21 protein-coding genes are annotated in these 23,856 nt (G+C 63.6%); 12 read left to right on the top strand and 9 right to left on the bottom strand.

Annotated features, from left to right (window positions below):
- The first annotated feature begins 20 nt into the window (after positions 1 to 20).
- From ACWBU6_RS25410 to ACWBU6_RS25400, 3 genes are all read left to right on the top strand, one after another.
- Positions 21 to 1,427 (top strand): MFS transporter, encoded by a 1,407-nt coding sequence (locus tag ACWBU6_RS25410; RefSeq protein WP_452646110.1) that lies wholly within the window; start codon positions 21 to 23, stop codon positions 1,425 to 1,427.
- Positions 1,427 to 2,302: an SMP-30/gluconolactonase/LRE family protein gene (locus tag ACWBU6_RS25405; protein ID WP_452646109.1), complete on the top strand. Its 876-nt coding sequence runs from the start codon at positions 1,427 to 1,429 to the stop codon at positions 2,300 to 2,302. The genes ACWBU6_RS25410 and ACWBU6_RS25405 overlap by 1 nt, the downstream gene beginning before the upstream one ends.
- Positions 2,303 to 2,618: 316 nt before the next feature.
- The gene (locus ACWBU6_RS25400) at positions 2,619 to 3,113 is read left to right on the top strand and encodes a PEP-CTERM sorting domain-containing protein (protein ID WP_452646108.1); all 495 of its coding nucleotides are present in this window, start codon (positions 2,619 to 2,621) and stop codon (positions 3,111 to 3,113) included.
- Here the strand turns inward: ACWBU6_RS25400 and ACWBU6_RS25395 are convergent.
- Complete coding sequence (locus tag ACWBU6_RS25395) at positions 3,110 to 3,919, bottom strand: helix-turn-helix domain-containing protein (RefSeq protein WP_452646107.1); 810 nt, start codon at positions 3,917 to 3,919, stop codon at positions 3,110 to 3,112. The two genes, ACWBU6_RS25400 and ACWBU6_RS25395, sit on opposite strands and share 4 nt — an antisense overlap.
- A 116-nt stretch (positions 3,920 to 4,035) precedes the next feature.
- On the opposite strand from ACWBU6_RS25395, the gene ACWBU6_RS25390 reads away from it, so the two are divergent.
- A complete protein-coding gene (locus tag ACWBU6_RS25390) occupies positions 4,036 to 5,043 on the top strand; it encodes an alpha/beta fold hydrolase (RefSeq protein ID WP_452646106.1) in 1,008 nt (335 codons plus the stop codon).
- A 3-nt stretch (positions 5,044 to 5,046) separates the two neighbouring features.
- Here the strand turns inward: ACWBU6_RS25390 and ACWBU6_RS25385 are convergent, their stop codons facing one another.
- On the bottom strand, positions 5,047 to 5,883 hold the full coding sequence (locus tag ACWBU6_RS25385; RefSeq protein WP_452646105.1) for a class I SAM-dependent methyltransferase: 837 nt from the start codon (positions 5,881 to 5,883) through the stop codon (positions 5,047 to 5,049).
- A 101-nt stretch (positions 5,884 to 5,984) separates the two neighbouring features.
- Here ACWBU6_RS25385 and lpxO point away from each other — a divergent pair, with 101 nt between their 5' ends.
- The 3 genes from lpxO (at position 5,985) to ACWBU6_RS25370 (ending at position 8,285) form a co-directional block, all read left to right on the top strand.
- Positions 5,985 to 6,884: a lipid A hydroxylase LpxO gene (gene lpxO, locus ACWBU6_RS25380; RefSeq protein ID WP_452646104.1), complete on the top strand. Its 900-nt coding sequence runs from the start codon at positions 5,985 to 5,987 to the stop codon at positions 6,882 to 6,884.
- A gap of 35 nt (positions 6,885 to 6,919) precedes the next feature.
- Positions 6,920 to 7,738 (top strand): alpha/beta hydrolase, encoded by an 819-nt coding sequence (locus ACWBU6_RS25375; RefSeq protein ID WP_452646103.1) that lies wholly within the window; start codon positions 6,920 to 6,922, stop codon positions 7,736 to 7,738.
- Positions 7,739 to 7,853: 115 nt separating this feature from the next.
- Positions 7,854 to 8,285 (top strand): hypothetical protein, encoded by a 432-nt coding sequence (locus tag ACWBU6_RS25370; protein ID WP_452646102.1) that lies wholly within the window; start codon positions 7,854 to 7,856, stop codon positions 8,283 to 8,285.
- Here the strand turns inward: ACWBU6_RS25370 and ACWBU6_RS25365 are convergent.
- The 5 genes from ACWBU6_RS25365 to ACWBU6_RS25345 all read right to left on the bottom strand — a co-directional run bounded on the left by ACWBU6_RS25365 (position 8,254) and on the right by ACWBU6_RS25345 (position 14,003).
- Positions 8,254 to 9,030: a substrate-binding periplasmic protein gene (locus ACWBU6_RS25365; protein ID WP_452646101.1), complete on the bottom strand. Its 777-nt coding sequence runs from the start codon at positions 9,028 to 9,030 to the stop codon at positions 8,254 to 8,256. The genes ACWBU6_RS25370 and ACWBU6_RS25365 overlap by 32 nt on opposite strands.
- A 3-nt stretch (positions 9,031 to 9,033) precedes the next feature.
- A complete protein-coding gene (locus ACWBU6_RS25360; RefSeq protein WP_452646100.1) occupies positions 9,034 to 9,366 on the bottom strand; it encodes a hypothetical protein in 333 nt (110 codons plus the stop codon).
- 5 nt (positions 9,367 to 9,371) lie between these two features.
- Complete coding sequence (locus ACWBU6_RS25355; protein WP_452646099.1) at positions 9,372 to 10,634, bottom strand: NRAMP family divalent metal transporter; 1,263 nt, start codon at positions 10,632 to 10,634, stop codon at positions 9,372 to 9,374.
- Between the two features lie 74 nt (positions 10,635 to 10,708).
- Positions 10,709 to 10,915, bottom strand: coding sequence for an oxidoreductase-like domain-containing protein (locus tag ACWBU6_RS25350; protein WP_452646098.1), 207 nt, complete (start codon positions 10,913 to 10,915; stop codon positions 10,709 to 10,711).
- 10 nt (positions 10,916 to 10,925) lie between these two features.
- Positions 10,926 to 14,003, bottom strand: coding sequence for a two-component regulator propeller domain-containing protein (locus tag ACWBU6_RS25345; RefSeq protein WP_452646097.1), 3,078 nt, complete (start codon positions 14,001 to 14,003; stop codon positions 10,926 to 10,928).
- 118 nt (positions 14,004 to 14,121) lie between these two features.
- Here ACWBU6_RS25345 and ACWBU6_RS25340 point away from each other — a divergent pair, with 118 nt between their 5' ends.
- On the top strand, positions 14,122 to 15,540 hold the full coding sequence (locus ACWBU6_RS25340) for a DEAD/DEAH box helicase (protein WP_452646096.1): 1,419 nt from the start codon (positions 14,122 to 14,124) through the stop codon (positions 15,538 to 15,540).
- Between the two features lie 132 nt (positions 15,541 to 15,672).
- Here the strand turns inward: ACWBU6_RS25340 and ACWBU6_RS25335 are convergent, their stop codons facing one another.
- Positions 15,673 to 16,554, bottom strand: a complete 882-nt coding sequence (locus ACWBU6_RS25335; RefSeq protein WP_452646095.1) for a sulfurtransferase — start codon at positions 16,552 to 16,554, stop codon at positions 15,673 to 15,675.
- A gap of 160 nt (positions 16,555 to 16,714) precedes the next feature.
- The gene (locus ACWBU6_RS25330) at positions 16,715 to 17,017 is read right to left on the bottom strand and encodes a c-type cytochrome (RefSeq protein ID WP_452646094.1); all 303 of its coding nucleotides are present in this window, start codon (positions 17,015 to 17,017) and stop codon (positions 16,715 to 16,717) included.
- Between the two features lie 170 nt (positions 17,018 to 17,187).
- Here ACWBU6_RS25330 and ACWBU6_RS25325 point away from each other — a divergent pair, with 170 nt between their 5' ends.
- The 4 genes from ACWBU6_RS25325 to ACWBU6_RS25310 all read left to right on the top strand — a co-directional run bounded on the left by ACWBU6_RS25325 (position 17,188) and on the right by ACWBU6_RS25310 (position 23,856).
- The gene (locus ACWBU6_RS25325) at positions 17,188 to 17,379 is read left to right on the top strand and encodes a type II toxin-antitoxin system prevent-host-death family antitoxin (protein ID WP_452646093.1); all 192 of its coding nucleotides are present in this window, start codon (positions 17,188 to 17,190) and stop codon (positions 17,377 to 17,379) included.
- Positions 17,380 to 17,544: 165 nt separating this feature from the next.
- On the top strand, positions 17,545 to 21,084 hold the full coding sequence (gene dnaE, locus ACWBU6_RS25320; protein ID WP_452646092.1) for a DNA polymerase III subunit alpha: 3,540 nt from the start codon (positions 17,545 to 17,547) through the stop codon (positions 21,082 to 21,084).
- 34 nt (positions 21,085 to 21,118) lie between these two features.
- The gene (locus ACWBU6_RS25315) at positions 21,119 to 22,639 is read left to right on the top strand and encodes an MBOAT family O-acyltransferase (protein WP_452646091.1); all 1,521 of its coding nucleotides are present in this window, start codon (positions 21,119 to 21,121) and stop codon (positions 22,637 to 22,639) included.
- Between the two features lie 2 nt (positions 22,640 to 22,641).
- The gene (locus tag ACWBU6_RS25310; RefSeq protein WP_452646090.1) at positions 22,642 to 23,856 is read left to right on the top strand and encodes a hypothetical protein; all 1,215 of its coding nucleotides are present in this window, start codon (positions 22,642 to 22,644) and stop codon (positions 23,854 to 23,856) included.

Below are 23,856 nucleotides of genomic sequence, written 5' to 3'. Positions count from 1 at the left end.
GCTCTCGACTATAAGAAACCATGAATCAACCAAACCCGCAAGCTGTCGGCCTGGCCGCAGAACCGGTCGCCGCCATCGGAAAATACCGCTGGACCATCTGTGGCCTGCTGTTCTTCGCCACCACCATCAACTACCTTGACCGCCAGGTGCTGTCGCTGCTGGCACCCGCGCTGTCGAAGAAATTCGGCTGGTCCAATACCGACTACGCCAACATCGCCGCGGTATTCCAGTTCGTGTACGCGATCTCGATGCTGTTCGCCGGCCGTGTGATCGACCGGATGGGCACTCGCCGCGCTTTCGTGCTGGCCATCGTGGTGTGGTCGTTCGGTGCGATCCTGCATGCTTACTCGGTGGCGATCGGTACCACGTTCACAAATATCCTGGCCGCCGTCGGCATTGCCGCCGTGCCGGTATCGGTGGCTGGCTTCATGGTTGGCCGCGCGGTGCTGGCGCTGGGCGAAGCGGGCAACTTCCCGGCCGCGATCAAGGCTACTGCCGAATACTTTCCGAAGAAGGAGCGCTCCTTCGCCACCGGCATCTTCAATTCCGGCGCGAATATCGGCGCGATCCTGGCGCCGATCACGGTGCCGCTGATCGCCGGGCTGTGGGGCTGGCAAGCAGCCTTCATCATCATCGGTGCGGTCGGCTTTGTCTGGATGGGCTTCTGGCTATATCTCTACGACGTGCCGTCGAAGCAAAAACGCCTGTCGCGCGCCGAGCTGGATTACATCAACAGTGATGCGGCGGATGCCCCGGCGCCTACGGCTGACGAAGCGCCGCGCAAGGCTTCCTGGTTCAAGCTGCTGGCCTACCGCCAGACCTGGGCTTTCACGGTTGGCAAATTCCTGACCGATGGCGTATGGTGGTTCTTTCTTTTCTGGCTGCCCAAGTTCATGTCGGCGCAGTACGGCGTATCGGCAACCGAAATGGTGGTGCCGCTCGCGGTGCTTTACTCAATGACCATGTTCGGTTCCATCGGCGGCGGCTGGTTCCCTACCTTCTTCATCAACCGCGGCGCGAGCGTCTACCACGGCCGCATGCGCGCCATGCTGACCATCGCGTTCTTCCCGCTGGCGGTGCTGCTGGCGCAGCCGCTTGGCTACCTGGGCATCTGGGTGCCGGTGATCCTGATCGGCATCGGCGCTTCCGCGCACCAGGCCTGGTCGGCCAACCTGTTCACTACTGTGTCGGACATGTTCCCGAAACACAGTGTCGGCTCCGTGGTCGGCATCGGCGGCATGGCCGGTGGCCTGGGCGGCGTACTGATTACCAAAGTGGCCGGAAAACTGTTCGACCACTACAACGCGCTGGGCCAGATCCAGACCGGCTATATGATCATGTTCACCTTCTGCGCGCTGGCTTACCTGCTCGCATGGTGCATCATGAAAGCGCTGGTCCCGGCGCACAAGGAAATCACTGATCTCTGATGGAAAAAATAAGCGGTGTTCATTGCACGGTGGGTGAAAGCCCCGCCTGGCACGCGGGCGAGGGCGCCTGGTATTGGGTCGACATTCCGGCGCGCCGCATCTGGCGCCTGGATTACGCCAGCGGCGCCACACGCTTCTGGGAGGCGCCGGAGATGGTGGCCTGCCTGGCGCCGGCCGCCCGCGGCGGCTTCATTGCGGGAACGGAAAGCGGCATATTCCATCTGTGGCTGCATGAAGACGGCAGTGTTCTGGCCGAACGCTTGGCGGCACCGCCGGAGTCTCAGCTGGGTGAAGGCATGCGTTTCAACGATGGGCGCTGCGACCGGCAGGGCCGCTTCTGGGCCGGCACCATGTTTATGGATATGGCTGCGGAGCGCGCGGTCGGCCAGCTGTATCGCTACAGCGCTGGCGAAGGGTTGTCGGGGCCCTTTGTGTCCGGCTTGCTGACCCAGAACGGCACGGCCTTCTCGCCGGGCGGCGATGTGATGTACCTGTCAGATTCGCACCCGAAGCGGCGCATGGTGTGGGCCTTCGATTACGATAGCGACAGCGGCACGCCGCACAATAAACGCATTTTCCTCGACCTCGGCGGGCAGCTAGGTCGGCCCGATGGTGCCGCAGTCGATGCCGATGGTTGCTACTGGACCTGCGCCAACGACGGCGGCCTGCTGCAGCGCTACACGCCAGCCGGTGTGCTCGATCGCGAGATCGAACTGCCGTTCGCCAAGCCATCGATGTGCAGCTTCGGTGGTCCCGACCTGTCCACGCTGCTGGTCACCTCGATCGACCCCGGCAACGGCGCCGGCTGGCCCGGCTCCGTCTTGCTGCTAAGCCCCGGCGTGCAGGGCATCGCGGAAACCTTGTGTTGCGGATGAACGTCTTGTTGCAAATGACATCGGAATCTTGTCCCGTTTGTTGCTGTTTATGCAAATTAAGTTGTATACTTTATTCTTTTTAAAAATTGTGAAGTATGAAACATACCGCGCTGCCAGTCTTGATGCTGGCTCTCGCCGGGTCGGCGCATGCAGGCTTGGCCGTGACCTTCAGCGTCAATTCCGCCGTTCACTGGACTAGCATTGGGCAAAACCGGTCCCAGGATTCGAAGGCGATCACACCCTTTGGTGGCACGTTGCGCTCAAGCCTGACTTCACAGCGCTGCATTACCGACGACGACGATTACCGCATTACGTCTTGCAGATTCGATTATCCGATTTCTATTCGCCCTACGACAATGAGTATCTTGCCCGCATCGGGCGGCAGGCCGACCCGGACTTTCAGTGGCTCAGGGTCACCTTGATGGTGGAGCGGGACGGCGGCTATTCGGGGCGCTTTACCTTCGGTCAAATCGGTGACGAGTACACCGGCGATGCGGCCGGCAGTTATCACAGAGGTTTCGTCACCAATTATCAGTTTCATTTCAGTGGTGCGGGAATGGCGCTTGAAACCGTCATGGACAGCGCCTTGGCAGAAAAGCTGTGGCGCAATGAGAAGATAAGTTACACGCGCTTTTCGACTCAATGGATGTACGACCGCGTTGACAGTCAAACCGGGGAGGAAATACCCATTGCAGGCGAAGGATGGGACGGGAAGATGGAGATGGTGGAAGTTCCCGAGCCCACCACGCTGGCGTTGTTTGGTATCGGCTTCGCCGGCTTTGCCTCTTTGCGCAGAAAAAAAAGCGCTTAAACCGTTACGAGAGCGCGGCAAAACGCCGCGCTGGCCTCGTCGGCGGGAAAGCACGATTCGATGTGCAGTTCTTCCAGCGTGACGTCGCGCGGGGTGCCGAAGGTGGTGATGGTGGAGAAGAATGCCACGCGCTGGCCGTCGCGCTCGAAAACTGTTTCAAGCAGCGGCGCCGGAACCGCGCGCAGGTCGCGCTGGCGCCATTTCTCGGGCACGCCGGGATAGCCGAGGACTTCGTCCAGCAGTCCGCGTGCCTTGTTGTCGTTCGGCGCCGTTGCGACCAGCTTGTGCAGGTGGGCCAACAGGGTGCCTGCAATCTCTTCCCAGTTCACCAGCACCGAGCGCAGGTCCTGCGGGTCGAAGGCGTGCCGCAGCATATTGCGGTGCGGGCTGTCGCGGCCGCCGAGCAGCCAGCGGTTCATGCGGATGGCGGCGTCGTTGGCCATGACGATATCCCAATGGCGGTTCATCAGGAAGGCAGGATAGGGCTCCTGCTGCTTCAGCATCGCCTCGATGGCGCGCCGCATTGGCGCCAGTTCGGGATTGGCCAGCGCGGATTCCGCGTAGCGCGGGGCGTAGCCGGCGGCCACCAGCAACGCATTGCGGTCGCGCAGCGTCATTGCCAGCGTGTCGGCGATGCGGGCCAGGATGTCGCGGCTGGGCTGGGCCTTGCCCGTTTCGATGCAGCTCAAATGGCGCGTGGAGAGGCCGGCGTCCAGCGCCAGGTCCATCTGGCTCATGCGGCGGGCGGAGCGCCATTCGCGCAGCAGGGCGCCGACATGGGCGATCGGGGTCGGGTTTGCGTTCATGTGGCGATATTAGCAAGGTTTGGCGCCGCGTTTCCATGACCTCGGAGGTCATTGCTTCGCGCCGGTCCCGGACCGATCATGCATTCCATCGAAAACCAGTCTTTAAGGAGATGAGCATGATTCGCCGGGACTTTCTGAAATTGGGTTTTGCCGCCACCGCGCTCGCGGCCATGACGGGCGCTGGACGCCTCGCCAGCGCTGCGCCGGGCCGCGCTGCGGGCGTGACTCCGGGTGACGCGGTGTTGCGGGCCGAAGCTGCGCGTGATGCGAGGGCATGGAAGGCGGCGCGGCGCTTTGTTGCGACCAGCTTCGGGCGCGTCGCAGTTGTGGAACGTGGTCGCGCCACGCAGGCAGCCTTGTTCCTGCACGGCCTGCCGCTGAACAACTTCCAATGGCGCGGCGCGGTGGCGCGCCTTTCGCCGCATCGCCGCTGCATCGCGCCGGACTTTCTCGGTCTTGGCCACAGCGAACCGGCGCCGGATGCCAGGCTCGATCCGGAAGGGCAGGTCGCCATGCTGGCCGAACTGCTCGACAAGCTGGGTGTCGATCAAGTCGACGTGGTGGCCAGCGACAGCGGCGGCGCCGTCGCTCAGCTATTGCTGGTGCTGCATCCGGAGCGCGTGCGCAGCGTGCTGCTTGCCAACTGCGACACCGAAATCGATTGCCCGCCGCCTGCCATGCGGCCGGTGATCGAATTGGCCAAGCAAGGCAAGTTCGCGCGGGAATGGCTGGCGCCCTGGCTGGCCGACAAGGACAAGGCCCGCTCGCCGGAAGGCCTGGGCGGCATCTGCTACGCCCACCCCGCCGCGCTGGCCGACGAGGTATTCGAAACCTACCTGCGCCCCCTGGTCGACAACCCGCAGCGCCTGCACGGCTACATCACCGCGCTGGAGCGAAACGTCCTGCACGGCATCAAACCGGCTTTGAAAGCCAGCAGGGCACCGGTGCGCGTGTTGTGGGGCATGGCGGACGATATCTTCCTGCCGCGTGGCGCCGACTATCTGGAGCAAGCGTTCGGCAACAGCAAGGGTGTGCGCCGCATCGAAGGCAGCAAGTTGTTCTGGCCAGAAGAACGCCCTGACCTGGTGGCGCAGGAAGCGCTGGCGCTGTGGCGCAGCGCCTGATGCTTAGCGCTTGCGGTAGATGCAGACCATGATATCGCTGGGGAAGAGCCGCATCAGCGGCAGCACCACCCAGCGCATGCCCAGGTAGCGCAGGGGCGCCTTGAGCGGCGTCACCGGGCCAAACACCGTCATCCAGCGCCACATGCCTTCCTTCTTCACTGCAGCCAGTTCGGTGCTGTGGCGCAGGACAAAGCCTTCGCGCTCCACCAGCCTGGTGAGGTTGGTCGGATTGAAGTAATGCACATGCGGCGACGGCATGCCCTTCTGCCACAGCCGCTCGAACAGTCCATGCAGGCCAAAGCGGGCGAACTGCTTGGACAGCCGGTAGCAAAGCCCGCGGCTGCTGGGCAGGTTGAGTACCAGGGTGCCATCCGGCGCCAGGCGCTGGTGGCAGTCGCGCAGCGCGGCGCGGATGTCGGGAATATGTTCGATTATTTCGTTCAGAACGATGATGTCGAACTGCTCCCCGTCGGCCAGCGCCTGCGGGAAATAGCCGATGCGCACGGGCAGTCCGCGCGCTGCGGCCTGCCTCGCCAGCACTTCATCCGGCTCGACACCCAGCACGTCGAAGGCGCATGCGGCGGCCTCCAGGAACCAGCCGTGGGCGCTGCCAACGTCAAGCAGGGTGTTGGCGCGCGGCGCCGCGAACTGGCGTGTGAGGGCGACAATGGTGCGGCAGTTCTCCTGGCGCAGCGCATTCAGCGACGCTTCGCGCAGGTCCTCTTCGCTTGCGTCGGGTGTGACGGGATGGTCCGCGCCTTCGTAGGCGCAGCCAGGGCAGGTACGGTGCCAGCCTGAGAGGCCGGTCTTCAATGGGGCGTAGCAAATAATACAAGTCATGCGCGCCACGATAGCATGCTTACATTGTTGCGATATTCACAAATACTCACTTTGCAGACTGCGGTAGAATCGCAGGTTTGGATCTTTCCGAGGTTTTCGCAATGAAATGGGCTGTTGTCGGTTTTTACATCCTGTCCGTCCTGCACATCCACTTCCGTGGCAAGGTACGCCTCCCGATCGGCCGCCAACTATTCGATCACTCGTCGTTCATGGCCCCGATCAACATCTTCATGCACTGGTTTTCGCGCGTGCCGTCCACGCCTTACCTGCCGGTTGATACCTTCAAGGAGCTCAAGCCGCTGGAAGACAACTGGCAGGTAATCCGGGCCGAAGCGGAAAATCTGCTGCGACTGCAGAAGATCAAGGCTTCGGAAAAGAACGACGACGCTGGCTTCAACTCCTTTTTCAAGAACGGCTGGAAGCGTTTTTACCTGAAGTGGTACAACGCCAGCCACCCATCGGCGCAGGAACTGTGCCCGCAAACCTATGCACTGCTGGCCGCGATCCCGTCGGTAAAAGCCGCCATGTTTGCCGAGCTGCCGCCGGGCGGCAAGCTCAATCCGCACCGCGATCCGTTTGCCGGCTCGCTGCGCTACCACCTGGGCCTGGCCACACCAAACGACGACCGCTGCTTCATCGATGTCGACGGCGAACGCCACAGCTGGCGCGACGGCCAGGGTGTGATCTTCGACGAGACCTATATTCACTGGGCCATCAACGGTTCCGAAAGCGACCGCATCATCCTGTTCTGCGACGTGGAACGTCCGATGCGCTATCGCTGGGCGCAGGCGATCAACCGCTTCCTGGGCCGCACCATGATGACCGCTGCCGCTTCCCCCAACGAGCAAGGCGACCAGGTGGGCCTGGTGTCGAAGCTGTTCCGCGTGTCCTTCTATGCCGGCAAATACCGCCGCGCTTTCAAGGCCTGGAACAAGACCGTCTACAAGATCACCAAGTTTGGCCTTATCATCGGCCTCGCAGCAGCAATCTACTTCATCTGAGGCAGCCCGGCGCTGCCTCGCTTCAAGGAGGCAGCATGCGCCACCGGTTCCCCGCCGGCGTCCTGGCCATCGTGCTGGGCGCCACCATCCTCCCCGCCGGCGCGGGGCCCTTGCGCGACATCCCCTACGGCAGCGATCACCGCCAACGCTTCGACGTCTACCTGCCCAAGCCGGCGACAGCCAATGCGCCTGTCATCTTCATGGTGCATGGCGGCGGTTGGCGCACCGGCGACAAGGCCGAAAGGGCTGTGGTGGAAAACAAGGTTCCCTATTTCAACGGGCGCGGCTACCTGCTCATCTCGATCGATTACCGCATGCTGCCCGATGCCGATCCGCTAGTGCAGGCGCAGGACGTGGCGCTGGCGCTGGCCGCAGCCCAAGGCAGGGCCGCGAGCTGGGGCGCCGACCCGCGCCGCTTTATCCTGATGGGCCATTCGGCCGGAGCGCACCTGGTGGCGCTGCTGTCGGCCCAGCCGTCGCTGGCAGCAGGCAGCAGCTGGCTTGGCGCCATTGCCCTCGATAGCGGGGCGCTCGACGTGCCTGCGATTATGGAACAGCGCCACATGCGCTTGTACGACGAAGCGTTTGGCAGCGATCCGGCCTTCTGGCGCAAGGTGTCGCCAGCCCACGCGCTGGTGCCCGGCGCGCAGCCGATGCTGCTGGTTTGCTCCACCCGGCGTGACGGCGCCTGCCGCCAGGCCCACGATTTTGCGCAGCGCCTGCGCGCCGGCGGCAGCCGCGCCGAAGTGCTGGAGCAGGCCGGGAGCCACCGCGCAATCAACCTGCAGCTTGGCGCTGACCCTGCCTATACCGGTGCCGTGCAGGCCTTTATCGATAGCCTGGTCAAGCCCTGAAGTTGTCGGAATTCTTTACAGCCAGAAGCAGCCCGCATTTGAAATCAGCAACTTATATTGCCTGGTGCGATTATTGCTTAAATTTCAGTTAATCAAAATTAACTGGAGGAAATGTATGGGCAGATTGGGGCTGGGCGCTTGCGCCCTGCTGCTGTCCGCGAGCCAAGCTGCGTCTGCTGCGTTGCTGTCCAGCTCGGAGGCATCTGGCAGTGGTAACGCGGCCCCCGTCGCCGGCCCCGACCCATTCGAGAATTTCGTCAGCGAGAACGATGCCCCGCATTTCCAGGGTGGGTTGGCCGAGCCGCCGGAATTCCCCTTCAGTCCACCGGGCCAGGCGGGCAATGGCCGGGCCAGCCTGGGCAGGATGATGCTGGACGTCGATCCGGCCCTGGCCAATAATGTCCTGTTGGGCAGCAAATACGAGATCGTCGACGATGCCGCGGCCAGGCCTTCGGCACCAGCCTTATGCGGCATCAGCCTGGTGGTGCTGTTGGCCTTCCGTGCGGCGGCACGTTTCAGCGGCAGGAGGAAGCGGCGACGACGGTAAAGTGGTAGCGCAGCGCGATGCGGCGCCACTCGCGATCACAGGGCATGGCGGCAGCGATCTTGTCCAGTTCTGCCGCCAGCTTACCGGCATCGCGCGCCAGTACGAAATGGCGGCCGAACTGGTTGAACGGTTTGTCGCCCACATGCAGCTGTCCCACCGGCAGTTGTTCCTTGTCCATCTGGCGCCGCAGGTAACGGAAAGAACTGAGGGGCATGACGGTGAAATCCGCCTGGCCTGCGGCCAATTTGCGCAAGTTGGCCATCGCATCGGGCGCGTTGGCGCGCGTCAGGCTCTTGCCGACGTATTCATCGATGCCGGGATAGCGGTTGCCGTAGATGCCGGCAAAGCGCAGGCCCACCAGCGAAGCAGGTCCTTGGTAGCGTACCGGGTTGTCGATGCGCGACACAATGGCATTGCTGTCGTCGAGGAAGGCCGGGCTCCAGTGAAAACGCTTGCGCGGCACATCGCCGATGAAGGCGGGGGAGAGGAACAGCGCTACGCCGTCGAAACCGCCGGGCGCCTCCATTAACTGGTTCAGCTGGCGGCGCTGCAAGGACACCAGTTGCAGCGTGTAGCGGCCTTCCAGCTTGCGGTTCACATAACGCACCAGTTCCGGCGCCAGGCCAGTTCTGCCGTCGATGTAGGGCGGCCCGCGATAGCTGTTGTAGGCTTTGACAAGCGTGTCGGCGCCGGCCGGCGCCGCGGCCGCAAGCAGCAGGGCGAAGGCAAGGCGGCGCCGCAGCATCGGTCAGCGCTTGTTGGCTGCGGGCAGGCGCGCTTCTTCCTGCGTCAGGATCCAGACCAGGTTGAGATTGCCGTTCATGTCTTCGGTGTAGTTGACGATGAAGGTGCCGTCGGCCAGCGAGTTCGGCACAACGGTCAGGTTTTCATCGCTGAAGATGCGCGCGGCCGGCGAGAGCTGGCGCGGCTTGCCGTCGACGACGATGTCGGGCGCATAGCCGAAGGTAATCTTGCCGCGTTTGGCGTTTGGCGGGAATGGGCGCGGCTCGGCGGCCAGCGCAGGCAGCGATGGCAGGGCGATTGCGGCCGCAAGGGCCAGCAGGAAGTGTCGTTTGTTCATGCGCGCTAGCTTACCATGCTGGCGAACATGGCCAACACTGCCAAGGCCATTACTGTTGTACAGGACCAGCCCAGCACGCGCAAACGGCGCGACAGGACGACCTTGCCCATCACCCCGCGCCGGGTCGACAGCAGCATGGTTACCACCATGACCGGCACCGCCACCACGCCGTTGATGACCGCGCTCCAGTACAGGGCCCGCATCGGGTCCACTGGCAGGAAGCCGATACCGACGCCGGCCAGCGTGGCCGCGGCGATGATGGCGTAGAACTTGCGCGCCGCATGCGGTTCCAGCTCCAGGCTGCTGCGCCAGTTGAAGGCGCCCGCCATGGCGTAGGCAGCCGAACCGGCCAGCACGGGAATCGCCAGCAGGCCGGTGCCGATGATGCCGAGCCCGAATAGCGCAAACGCCAGCTCTCCCGCGATCGGCCGCAGCGCCGCAGCCGCCTGGGCCGACGAGCCGACATCGAAGATGCCGTGCGCATGCAGCGTCACGGCAGTGGTCAGCATGATCGACCAGGCCACCAGGTTCGAAAAGCCCATGCCGATCGCGGTATCGAGCTTGATGCGGCGCAGTTGCGGGCGCACCTGGCGCGGCGCGCGCTTGAGCGGCTGGGCCTGCGGGTCGGCCTGCAGTTCCTCCACTTCCTGCGCTGCCTGCCAGAAGAACAGGTAGGGGCTGATGGTGGTGCCGAATACCGCCACCATGGTGGTCAGGTATTCCTTGTTCCATTCGATATAGGGCGAAAAGGTGCGCTTGGCCACCTCGCGCCAGGGCACATCGATCACCAGCACGGTGGCGGCATAGGCCAGCAGCGCCAGCGTCAGCCACTTCAGCAGGCGTGCGTAGCGCTGGTAGGGGATGAAAACCTGCAGTAGTACCGACAGCAGGCCAAAGCCCAGTGCATACCATTGCGCCTGGCCGCCCGCGACCAGCTGCAGCGCATCGCCCATGGCGGCCAGGTCGGCTGCGATATTGATGGTGTTGGCGAACAGCAGCAGGCTGACCACGCCGTACAACAGCCAGGCCGGAAAGCAGCGGCGCATATTGGAGGCCAGGCCACGCCCGCTGGTGCGGCCGATGCGGGCGCTGGTTTCCTGGATGCCGACCATCAGGGGATAGGTGAACAGCCCAAGCCATAGCATGCCGAGGCCGAACTGGGCTCCGGCCTGCGAATAGGTGGCGATGCCGCTGGGATCATCGTCGGCGGCCCCCGAGATCAGGCCGGGACCGAGCTTGTCCAGCCAGGATTGGCTCTGCTGTTCCATGTCCCGATGCTAGCGGGAGCGGGGCCAGCCTTCCGTTAAGTCACGAACATGCAAGTCGGGGCCGACTGGGCTTGTCATGAACTTTGCGAAACTTTTGTCCGATTGCCGGAGCTGACCCCGACTTTTTTCCTGCGAGCTTCCCAGGCGGCGAGGGCGCTGCGGTAGCGCTCGAGGTCTTCGTAGTAGAGATCGAGCACGCACCAGGTGCAGCCGCTGTGGCAGCAGTCGTCAGGGCCGGGTTCGGCCGGCGGTTGTGGCTGGGGATCGTCCTGGGCTGCCATGGTGCCTGCCTCACTCTTCCATTGCCAGCAGGGCCTGGTTGCGGCCGCGCTGCTTGGCGCGGTACAGCGCTTCGTCGGCCAGGCGCACCAGGTGCTCGGGGCGGCTGTGTTCGGTTGGCACCAGCACCGCGACGCCGATACTGATGGTTACGTGGCCGAGCGGGGAGGCGTCGTGCGCCAGCTGCAGGCGCGCCAGTTCGCTGCAGATGGTTTGCGCGACGCCGATTGCGTCGGCGCCTGGCGTGGCGACCGACAGCAGGGCGAATTCTTCGCCGCCGTAGCGCGCCACCAGGTCGGAACTGCGCCGACCGTGCTCGGTGATCAGGCGCGCCACCGCGCGCAGCGTGGCGTCGCCGGCCAGGTGTCCATAACGGTCATTGTATTTCTTGAAGTAGTCCACATCCAGCATCGACAGCGCCAGCGGCTGGCCGGTGCGCAGGGCGCGCCGCCATTCCGTGTCCAGCGCCAGGTCGAAGCCGCGCCGGTTGCCGACGCCGGTCAGGCCGTCGGTCTGGCTCAGCGCTTCGAGCTTGCGGTTGGAGTCTTCCAGCTCGACCGTGCGGGCGGCGACTTGCTGCTCGAGTACGGCTTGCAGGCGCGTCAGGCGCCGGATGCGCCAGTGGTACAGGCTCCACAGTCCGCCCAGGATCACGGCCGCGGCGGCAATGCGGAACCAGGAGGTTTGCCAGAACGGCGGGGTGATCGTCACGTCGAGGGTGGCGGCATGCTCGCTCCAGCTGCCGTGGTGGTTGGCGGCGCGCACCCGGAACACGTAGCGGCCCGGGTCGAGGTTGGTGTAGGTGGCGACGCGGCGCTCGGCATCGGTTTCCTGCCAGTCGGGGTCGAACCCTTCCAGCTGGTAGGCGTAGCGGTTCTGCGTCGGTTCGGTGAAATGCAAGGCGGCAAACTCGATGGTGAAGGCGCTCGCCTGGGACGACAGCACCAGGCCGGTGGGCGCCGTCAGCGGGCCTTCCAGCCAGGCCTGGTCGCGGAAGCGGCCTTCGCTCAGCGAGTGGCTGAACAGCTTGATGTCGGTGATTGCCACCTGGGGCGGCACCGAGTCGCTGCGCACCTGCTCCGGCTCGACGCTGGTCATGCCGTGCACGCCGCCGAAGTACAGCTTGCCGTTCGCGCCGGGCGCCGAGGCATTGGTGGTAAAGCCGTCGGTCATGCCGTCGGCTACGGTATACAGCTGGGCCGAACCATTGCCTGGGTTCAGGCGGAACAGGCCGGCCAGCGTGCTGACCCAGATCTTGCCCTTGGCGTCGGATTGGATGGACAGCGTTTTCAGGTGCTGCACGGCGGCGGCGTGCGAGCGCAGGCGCAAGCCGCCGCGCGCGCTTTCTTCCAGTTGCACCAGGCCGCGCGAAGTGCCGATCCATAACCGGCCCTGGGCATCTTCGTGCAGCGCGGTGACGTTATCGTCGATCATGCCTTCCGGGCCGCCGGCGCGCAGGTGGCGGAACTTGCCGGTGGCAGGTTCCAGCAGGTCGAGCCCGCCGCCATTGAACTCCGAACCCATCCACACACGGCCTTTGCGGTCTTCCAGCACTACGCTGGTGCCGCCCACGCTGCGGCTGTCCGGGTTTTGCGGGTCGTGGTAGAACAGCAGGGAGCGGTCGCGCTGCGTGTCGTAACGTACCAGGCTGTTGCCCGTGCCCAGCCATAGCACACCGTCCTTGCCGGGAGCGATGGAGTTGATGAAGTCGCTGGCGGTGTTGCCGAAGCGGACCAGCTTGAACTTGCCGTTTGGCGTATCTAGCCGGTTCAGGCCGTTCGCGGTGCCCACCCATAAGGGGCCGTCCTGCTGCTGGTACAGGCTGTACACGATATTGCTGTTGATCGAGCCGGCCTGGCCGTCGGCCTGGTAGCGCCGCAGCACTTGCCCGTTGCCCGGGTCGAACTGGCCGATGCCGAGATTGCCGCCCATCCAGACCGTGCCGTCTGGGCCGTTCGCCAGGCTGAGCAAGGCATTATTGGCGCGGCCGTGGCGCCCGTCCAGGCGGTAGGGCAGGTAGCGCGTGAAGCCGCTGCTGCTCAGGTTGACCAGGGCAATGCCATCGGTAAACGATGCAATCCACAGCATGCCGCCGCGGTCCTGCATCATGGCGCGCAGGTTATCGCCCGGCAGGGAATACGGGTCGTCGCTGCTGTGGCTGTACTGCTCGAAGCGCTGCGCCGCCGCATCCCAGCGCAGCAGGCCGGCCGACAGCGTGGTGGCCCACAGCGTGCCGTCGCGGTCGAAGTAGAAGCTGGTGACGCGGCTGTCGGGCACGGCCACGCTTTCGCGCGTATCCCATGGCTTGCTGCTGTCCCAGCGCCAGACGCCACCTTCCGTGCCGATCCACAGCACGCCATGGCGGTCGAACTGCAGGGCGCGTACGATATTGGCGCGCGCGTTCGGGTCCTGGCCCTTGTCCACGCGGTAGTGTTCGAATTCGCTGGCGCCGGCCGGCAGGTAGTCGAGGCCGCCGGGCCAGGTGGCGGCCCAGACGCCGCCGTTGCTATCGACTGCCAGCGCGTTCAGGTCGTTGCCGCCCAGGCTTGCCGGGCGGGCCGGGTCGTGCACGTGAATGGTGAACTTGCCGCTGTCCGGTTCGAAGTGCTGCAGCCCGCCCCAGGTCGCGAGCCACATGCCGCTTTTTCCGTCCGACACGATAGCGCGGATGATGCGGCCATTACTGGGCGCATTGGCCGGCGCAAAGGCCGTGAAATCATTGCTTTCCGGGTTGAAGCGCGCCAAGCCGTTCTGGGTGCCGGCCCAAAGCCGGCCCTGGCCATCTTCATACAGCGCCGCGACGCGGTCATGCGGCAGCTTGCGCGGGTCGCCGGCCTGGCTGCGGTATTTGGTGACACGGTAGCCGTCGTAGCGGTAAAGGCCGTTCGACTGGGTGCCGATCCACATGAAGCCGCGCTTGTCTTGCAGCAGAGATAACATTGACGGCTCGTCATTGCCGAGCGGCCCGAGTTTGCGGAAGCGCAGCGATGGCGCGGCGGCCTGGGCGGCAGCGGCGAACAGGCTGCTGGCCAGGACAAGCAGCAGGAAAAAGCGGCCCAGCTGCCAGCCGCGAGCGTGGATAGCATTCATTTAGTGACATTATAGCTTCCAACTCGGCAATAATTTCCGCTACAGAGTCCCAATCCATGCGCTTTGCCACAGTTCTCAGGTATCATGCGGGGTTGGCCGCTGTTAATTAAAGAATTGTATGTCTGACATTGAGAACACCCCTGAGCAAGTAAAGTTCGCCGATTTCGGCCTGGCGCCGGAAATCCAGCGCGCACTGACCGACCAGGGTTATGTGCACCCAACGCCGATCCAGGCGAAAGCGATCCCGATCCTGCTGCAGGGCCGCGACGTGATGGGTGCCGCCCAGACCGGTACCGGCAAGACGGCCAGTTTTTCCCTGCCGATCATCCAGCTGTTGCTGGCCCATGCGAATACGTCGATGAGCCCGGCGCGCCACCCGGTGCGCGCCCTGGTGCTGGCGCCGACCCGCGAACTGGCGGTGCAGGTGGCGGAAAACGTGGCGGCATATTGCAAGCACACCCCGTTGCGTTCCACCGTGGTCTTTGGCGGCATGGACATGAAGCCGCAGACTGAAAAGCTGCGCAGCGGCGTGGAAATCGTGATTGCCACACCGGGCCGCCTGCTGGACCACGTGGAGCAGAAGAATATTTCGCTGGGCCAGGTGCAGATGCTGGTCATGGACGAAGCCGACCGCATGCTGGACATGGGCTTCCTGCCGGACCTGCAGCGCATCATCAACCTGCTGCCGAAGAAGCGCCAGAACCTGATGTTCTCGGCCACCTTCTCGCCGGAGATCAAGAAGCTGGCCTCCAGCTTCCTGACTGACCCGATCACGATCGAAGTGGCACGCTCCAACGCAACCGCCGAAAAAGTAACCCAGGTCGTATACAAGGTCAACGAAGACCATAAGCGCGATGCCGTCGCCCACATCCTGCGCCAGCGCGAGTTGAAGCAGGTGATCGTGTTCTCCAATACCAAGATCGGTGCTTCGCGCCTGGCGCGTGGCCTGGCGGCCGAAGGCATGAAGGCTGCGGCCATCCATGGCGATAAGACGCAGCAGGAGCGCATGCAGGCGCTGGATGCTTTCAAGAAGGGCGAGATCGACGTGCTGGTGGCTACCGATGTGGCGGCGCGCGGCCTGGATATTTCCGATCTGCCTTGCGTGATCAACTTCGACCTGCCGTACAACGCGGAAGACTATGTGCACCGCATTGGCCGTACCGGCCGCGCTGGTGCATCGGGCGACGCGATCTCGATCTATTCCGACAAGGATGAACGCCTGCTGGCCGACATCGAAAAGCTGATCAAGCAGACCGTCCCGCGCGGTACGCTGGAAGGTTTCGTGCCGGGCGGCTTCCGTAGCGATGAACGCCACGGCGACCGTCGCCGCGACCGCACGCAGAGTGATCGTGCGCCGCGCAGTGGCGAGCGTCGCGAAGGGGCACCACCGCCGCGCCGCGAGAAAGTCGATCCATGGTTCCTGAAGCCGTACGAGCCAAGCCGCAGCAATGGCACTCCGGCCGCTGCCGCGCCAGTTGCGCCGGTCAAGCCGAAGCAGAAAATCGCTGCCCTGCTGGGCGGCCTGCCGAAAGGCTAAGACGAAAAAAGGCCCGTTGTTCAACGGGCCTTTTTTTATCGTGGACGGTGGTGTCTGACCCTGCGGGTCGGACACCGGTTTTCGCAGGAGAACCGGCAAGGCAGTGTCAGACCCACGGGGTCTGACACTCGCTCAATGCTTGCCGAAGCAGGCCGGGCATGAAACCCCAGGCACGTATTCCGGCGCCAATTGCTGGCGCGGGGTAACCACGGCGCGGCAGGCGAAGCATTGCTTGGTTTCGGTTGGCTCGAGCTGAGGGTTCAGCGCGGTGCGGTAGTCGAACACGAAGCAATCGCCGGTGTAGTGTGCGCCGCCCACTTCCTCGAAGTATTTCAGGATGCCGCCTTCCAGCTGGTACACATTGTCGTAGCCGATGTTCTGCATGTGGATTGCGGCTTTCTCGCAGCGGATGCCGCCGGTGCAGAAGGTCACGACGGTCTTGCCTTCGAAATCGGCCTTGTGCTTCTCGATCACCTCAGGGAATTCGGTGAACTTGGTCAGGCGGTAATCGACCGTGTTGTTGAAGGTGCCGACGTCCACTTCATAATCGTTGCGGGTTTCGACCATGACAACCGGCTTGCCGTTGTCGTCGTGGCCCTGGTCCAGCCAGCGTTTCAGCGTTTTGGCTTCCACATGCGGCGCGCGGCCGTCTTCCGGACGGATCAGCGGGTGGCGCATGGTGATGATCTCTTTCTTGATGCGCACCAGCATGCGGCGGTGCGACTGCTCGGCCGACAGGCTTTCCTTCACTTCCAGGTCCGCCAGGCGCGCATCGCTGCGCACCCATGCCAGGTACTCGTCGATGTGTGCGCGGGTGCCGGACAGGAACATATTGATGCCTTCCGGGGTCAGCAGGATGGTGCCCTTCAGGCCCAGGCGAGCGCAAATGTCCTGGTATTGCGGGCGCAATTCGTCCAGCTTGTCGAGCGTGATGAATTTGTAGGCGGCGATGTTGACGTAAACGGCTGGTGCCGCGCCGGGCACTGCAGGCGCGTTCTCAATGGTTGCTTGCATGGGATTGGTAATCGATTGAATCCAGAACAGCCGACATTATAGCCGCACTCGTCTTAATGCTCAAATATTAGGCAGGCTCGAATGCTGCGCGCCAAGCCGGCGGGCGGCCAGCAGGATGGGCTGTCGGCAAATGGCGGTGGACGACAGCCCCGGCTGGCGCTTATTTCTGAGCCATGATCCAGCGCACCAGCTGGTGTGCTTCGGCATCGCTTACCTGGTTAGGCGGCATCGGTACAGCGCCCCAGACACCGGAGCCGCCCTGTAGTACCTTCAGGACCAGCTTGTCTTCAGCGCCCTTGTCGTTTTTATATTTAGCCGCGACGTCCTTGAACGATGGCCCGACCAGCTTCTTCGCCATGGCGTGGCAGGCGAAGCAGCTCTTCGATTTGGCCAACTGCTCAGGTCCTTCCGCATGCGCCGCCAGCGAGGCGCTCATCAGCAGGGCAGCAGCAATAATTTTCATCTTCATCTCCCAGGGGAATTGGTAAGGGTGATTCTAGCCTTGCTGCGCGGGTGCAACCGACTCATTTGTAAGCAAATATGCTGCATTCTAGCCAGCCATCTAGTTCACCCGGAGGCGCCCATGTATAAAGAGGTTGGCCCATTGACGCAAAGGCAATATTTTCAGAGTTGTTGCGCGGCGTCAGTGAAGGGCAGCGCTATACGATTTCGGTCCGGGGCAAGCCAGTGGCGGATCTCGTTCCCGCGCAAGCCAGGCCGCAGGGCGATGCCCAGCTCGCCATGGACGCTTTGCGAAAGCTCCCGAAGGTCAAGGGCGCGGGCGGCGCGGAGCTTGCAGCCATGATCCGCGAGCGGCGCGAGTGAACGTCGTGCCCGACGCGTCCGTGGTCCTGGCCTGGCAGGGAGCCGCCTTCGACTGCCAGTTGCTTGCGGCGGCGCGGCAGGCGGGCGTGCAGCTTGTGGAATAGGAGCGGAGCCAGCTCAGGCGTTAAAATAGGGGGATATTCGACTTACCATCTGCCTGCCCCCATGAGCATTGAAACAATCGACCAGCCAGTAGACGCCACGCCAGCCGCAGCGCCCGTCGGACCGCAATTTGTCCATCTGCGCGTGCACACGGAATACTCGATTGTCGATGGACTGGTGCGCTACGACGACATGATCAAGAAGGCGGTCAAGGATGGCCAGGGCGCCCTGGCCATCACCGACCTGGCCAATATGTTCGCCATGGTGCGCTTCTACAAGGCGGCGCGCGGCAAGGGCATCAAACCTATCGTCGGCGTCGACACCTGGATCACCAACGACGAAAACCGCGACAAGCCGCACCGCATCATGCTGTTCGCAAAGAACCGCATGGGCTACCTGCAGCTGTGCGAACTGCTGTCTGAAGCGTGGCTGAACAACCAGTGGAAGGGCCGCGCGGAGATCCGCACCGAGTGGCTGCGCGACTTGCCGAACAAGCAGTATCCGCTGCTGCCGGACGAAGATCCGCGTAACTGCCTGATCGCCTTGTCCGGCGCCCATTTCGGCGATATCGGCCAGGCCATCGAGAACGGCAACCTGGACCTGGCGGAAGCCAATGCCCGCAAGTGGGCGGAGATTTTCCCGAACGGCCATTTCTACGTCGAGATCCAGCGCGCGGGCCAGGCCAACCAGGAAGTGCAGGTCCGCCAGTCGGTAGCGATCGCGGCCAGGCTTGGCCTGCCGGTGGTGGCGACGCACCCGGTGCAGTTCCTGTCGAAGGAAGAATATATCGCCCACGAAGCGCGCGTCTGTATCGCGGAAGGCGAGATGCTGGCTAACGCCAAGCGCGTCAAGCGTTTCAATGAGCAAATGCGCTTCCTGACCCAGGCGGAAATGGCGGAACTGTTCCACGACTTGCCGGCTGCGCTGCAAAACTCGGTGGAAATCGCCAAGCGCTGCAACCTGTCGCTGGTGCTGGGCAAGCCGCAGCTGCCGAACTTCCCGACGCCGGGCATGACGATCGACGAATTCCTGGTCGCGGAGACGACCAAGGGCCTGGAAGAGCGCCTGGTGCAGCTCTTCCCCGATCCGGAGAAGCGCGAGAAGGAGCGCCCACGCTACGAGGCGCGTCTGAAGTTCGAGAACGACACCATCATCAAGATGAAGTTCCCGGGCTACTTCCTGATCGTTGCGGAGTTTATCCAGTGGGGCAAGAACAATGGCGTACCGATCGGACCGGGCCGAGGCTCCGGTGCAGGCTCGCTGGTGGCATACGCGCTGAAGATTACCGACCTGGACCCGTTGAAGTACAACCTGCTGTTCGAGCGTTTCCTGAATCCGGAACGCGTATCGATGCCCGACTTCGATATTGACTTCTGCCAGGAAAAGCGCGAGCTGGTGATCCAGCACGTGAAGGACCTGTACGGGCGCGAGGCGGTTTCGCAGATCGCCACCTTCGGCACCATGGCGGCCAAGGGCGCGATCCGCGACGTGGGCCGGGTGATGGACTTCGGCTACAACTTCTGCGACGGTGTGTCGAAGCTGATCCCGTTCAAACCGGGCAAGCCGGTGTCGATTGCGGAAGCGATCGAGGAGGAACCGCTGCTGAAAGAGCGCCAGGAGAACGAAGAGGAAGTGCGCCAGCTGCTCGACCTTGCGCAGCAGGTGGAAGGCATCACCCGTAACATCGGCATGCACGCCGGCGGCGTGCTGATCGCGCCGGGCAAGCTGACCGACTTCTGCCCGCTGTACACCCAGTCCGGCGATACCGGCGTAGTGTCGCAGTTCGACAAGGACGACGTGGAAGCCATTGGCCTGGTGAAGTTCGACTTCCTGGGCTTGACCACGCTGACCATCCTGGACCGCGCCGTCAACTACATCAAGGACCTCGATCCGGAAGGGGCCAGGGATTTCGACCTGGCCAAGTTGCCGCTGAACGACCGCCCGACGTACGAGCTGCTGACCAAGGCGAAAACCGTCGCCGTGTTCCAGCTTGAATCGCGCGGCATGCAGGGCATGCTGAAAGATGCGCGTCCCGACCGCTTCGAGGACATTATTGCGCTGGTGGCGCTGTACCGTCCGGGCCCGATGGACCTGATCCCGGATTTCTGCAAGCGTAAGCACGGCGAGAAATTCGATTACCCCGACCCCCGCACCGAGGGCATTCTGTCCGAAACCTACGGCATCATGGTTTACCAGGAGCAGGTGATGCAGATGGCGCAGATCATCGGCGGCTACTCGCTGGGCGGCGCGGACATGCTGCGCCGTGCGATGGGTAAGAAAAAAGCCGAGGAGATGGCGGAGCACCGCGAGATCTTCCGCAAGGGCGCGCAGGAGGGCGGCCTGACCATCGAGAAGGCCGACGAGATCTTCGACCTGATGGAAAAGTTCGCAGGCTACGGCTTCAACAAGTCGCACGCTGCCGCCTATGCGCTGCTGTCGTATCACACCGCCTACCTGAAGCATCACCACACCGCAGCGTTCATGGCAGCCAACATGTCGCTGGCCATGGACGATACCGAGAAGGTCAAGATCCTGGTCGAGGACTCGATCGACGTCTGCGGCCTGACCATCCTGCCGCCGGACGTCAACAAGTCGGCCTACCACTTCCGCCCGGACGGGGAGCCGGGCAAGAAGGCGACCAAGATCCGCTACGGCCTGGGCGGCGTGAAGGGCGCGGGCCAGAACGCGATCGAGGCCATCATCGCCGCGCGCACTGCGGGCGGCCCTTTCACCAGCCTGTTCGACTTCTGCAAGCGGGTGGACAAGAAGCAGATGAACCGCCGCACCATCGAGGCCCTGATCCGCGCTGGAGCGTTTGACGGCTTCGGGGTGGACCGCGCCGTCCTGTTTGCCTCGGTCAGCTTCGCCATGGAATACGCGGACCAGGAAGCCAAGTCGGCCAACCAGGTCAGCCTGTTCGGCGGCGATGATTCCGACCTGGTGGCGCCCCCGGACTATGTGCAGGCAACGCCATGGACAGACCGCGAAAAGCTGGCGGAAGAGAAGATCGCGCTCGGTTATTACCTGTCCGGCCACATGTTCGATTCCTACCAGCAGGAGGCGCGCCGCTTTGCGCGCACCAAGCTGTCCGAGCTGGAGCCGTCGCGTGAGCCGCGCATGATGTGCGGCGTGATTTCCGGCATCCGTACCCAGATGACCCAGCGCGGCAAGCTCTTGATCGTCACGCTGGATGACAAGACCGCGGTGGTCGAAGTCACCGTCTACAGCGAAGTCTTCGAGCCGAACAAGCATATGTTCAAGGAAGACGAATTCCTGTGCGTGACGGGCAAAGTGTCGGAAGACCGCTTTTCGGGCGGCCTGCGCATTTCGGCGGAAAAGGTCTACAACATCACCGTCGCCCGCATCCAGTTCGGGCGCCAGATCGGCCTGGCGCTGCCGAAGGCGGTACCGTCGGCCAAGCTGGCCGAAATCCTGGGCCCGCACCGCGACGAGTACGGCTTGCCGGTGTCGATGCGCGTCAAGCCGCAAGGCATCGACTGCGTGTTGCAACTTGGCGACGAATGGCGCGTGGCGCCGTCCGATGCACTCAAAATCGCGCTGGAACAGGGCCTGGGAGCACAGGAAGTCGCCATCGAGTATTGAAGTGTTGTTGCATGGGTGATAACATTTTCCAACCATGCTATTCAACTCATTCAGCTTCCTGTTCGGATTCCTGCCGGTCGTCCTGATCGGTTACTTCCTGCTCGCCCGGCGCGACCCCGCCTGGGGGGTGGCCTGGCTGGCGCTGGCCTCGCTGTTCTTCTACGGCTGGTGGGACGTGCGCTATGTGCCGCTGCTGCTCGGCTCCATCGTTGCCAACTACGGCTGCGCACAGGCCATACGCAGCGCGCAGGGCAGGGCGCGCAACTGGTGGCTGGGTGGCGCGGTGGCAGCCAACCTGGTGCTGCTTGGCTACTACAAATATGCCAACTTCTTCTACACCAGCCTGACCGGCCAGCATGCGGACGTGCTGCAGGTGGTGCTGCCGATCGGCATATCGTTCTTCACGTTCACCCAGATCGCCTTCCTGGTCGATACGGCTCGAGGCTTCGTGCAGGAAGGGCGCTTCGTCCACTACCTGCTGTTCGTCACCTATTTCCCGCACCTGGTGGCCGGGCCGGTGCTGCACCACAAGGAAATGATGCCGCAGTTTGCCGACCCGCGAAATGCCTTGCCGCGCGCGGATAACTTCTCGGTCGGCGCCACCATCTTCATCATCGGCCTGGCCAAGAAAACGCTGCTGGCCGACACCCTGGCGCCTTACGCCAACGCGCTGTTTGCCGCGCCGGGCGAGCCCACGCTGCTGACGGCGTGGGGCGGCGTGCTGGCGTATTCCTTCCAGCTTTACTTTGATTTCTCAGGTTATTCGGACATGGCGATCGGCCTGTCGCGCATGTTCGGCGTGAACCTGCCGCTGAACTTCAATTCGCCCTACAAATCGCTCAATATCGTCGAATTCTGGCGCCGCTGGCACATGACCCTGTCGCGCTTCCTGCGCGACTACCTGTACATCCCCCTGGGCGGCAACCGCCACGGCGCGGTGCGCGCCAAGTTGAACCTGATGGTGACCATGCTGCTGGGCGGACTGTGGCACGGCGCGAGCTGGAATTTCGTGCTGTGGGGCGGCCTGCACGGCGCCTACCTGGTGATTGCACATGCATGGCAGATGCTCAGGGCGCGCCTCGGCTGGCAAGGCGGCAGCAAGGCCGGCAAGGTCGCCGCATGGGCGCTGACTTTCATTGCCGTGGCCTATGCCTGGGTCTTCTTCCGGGCGGCGGACCTGCCTTCCGCCCTGCGCATCGTGGCCGGCATGTCGGGCCAGTATGGCGTGGCGCTGCCGGACGCAATCGGCGCGCGCCTGGGCGGGCTGCGCGAGGCGCTGGCGCCGTTGGGAATCAAGTGGACGCTGGGCGGCGCGACGCAGTTCATCGAGACATGGTGCTGGGTCGTTGTCGCCGCGCTGGTGGCTTTCTGCGCGCCCAATACACAGCAGATCATGCATCGCTTCGAGCCCGCTTTGGACCATGACGGGACGGCGGCCCCGGCGCGCCTGGCCTGGCTGCCGGCACCGCGCCCGGCACTGGCGACCGGCATGTTGGCCGTGCTTTGCCTGCTGGCGCTGTCGCGGCCGAGCGAATTCCTTTACTTCCAGTTCTGACCATGTCCAACGCTTCGCACCACCATTATCTGCGCAAACTGGGCCTGGCCATGCTGGCGGGCGTCCTGCTGGTGACCAGCGTGGTGGTGCTGGCCGACCCCTATGGCCTGTACGGCGTGGTGCGCAAGCCCGGCCTGAATGCGGAAAAGCCGGTGCCGCAGCACTTCCGCAACGAGATCAAGCTGTCCGGTGCCCAGCGCCTGGGCGCCACCCAATTCCTGCTCGGGAATTCGCGGGTTGAAGTCGGCTTCGATCCCGAAAGCCCGCTGCTGGGAGGGGGGGCCTATAACCTGGGACTGGCGGGAACCGGCACCATGGTGGCAGTCGGACAGTTGCGGTATTTGCGAAGCCTGGGCGTCAGGCCTGTGCGCGTGATTGCCGGCGTCGATTTCCATGACGCCTTGCTGGCGCCGGGCAAGCGTGGCGGCGCACGCAAGCCGCCGGTAGCCGGAGCCGGCAATCTGGGCTGGCGTGTGGAGAGCCTGTTCTCGCTGGCCGCCTTGCGCGATGCGGCAACTACATTTGCCATGCAGGGCGACCGCGAGGCCGAGACCATGACCGAGCGCGGGCTCAATCCCTTGAACCAGTATGAAAAATTCGCCCGCTATGACGGCTATTACAAGATCTTCCGCCAGCGCGCGGAGGAGAACGCAGCTTCCCTGGTCAAGAAAGCGGCAGGCGGCCTTGACCGCGACGGGCTGCGGGCAGAACTGCGTACCCTGGTCGACGCTGCGGCGAGCGATAATCCCGGCGTCGACGTGCGCCTGATGGTGTACGCTTACCATGCGCAGTTGCTGGCGCTGTACGAGGCGAGCGGCATGTGGCCGCGCTTCGAGGAATGGAAGCGCATTGTGCTGGAAGAGGCGGAGGCGGCGCGCGGCCGCCATCCGCAGGCACGCATCGTGGTACATGACTTCAGCGGTTTCGGCGAATTCAATTGCGAGGCGATTCCGGGACCGGATGAGAAAGGCGCAACCCGCTGGTACTGGGAAGCCGGGCACCAGAAGCCAGCGCTGGGCGAGGAAATGATGCGGCGCATGCTGTCCGCTACGCCGGAGCACGGCTTTGGCATGGCGCTGACCTTGCAGAACCTGGAGCAGGACCGACAGCGCATTGCCGCTGAGCGAGCCAGTTGCGCGGCCGCGCAGCCGGGTTTGTTCGCCGAAGCACAGGAGCTGGTGGCGCGCGCTGCGCGTCGCCTGGAAAAGGGGCAATGA

Source organism: Pseudoduganella sp. HUAS MS19 (genome assembly GCF_053615455.1).
The sequence above is the reverse complement of the archived record's forward strand: the minus strand, read 5'-3'. Positions and strand labels throughout refer to the sequence as shown.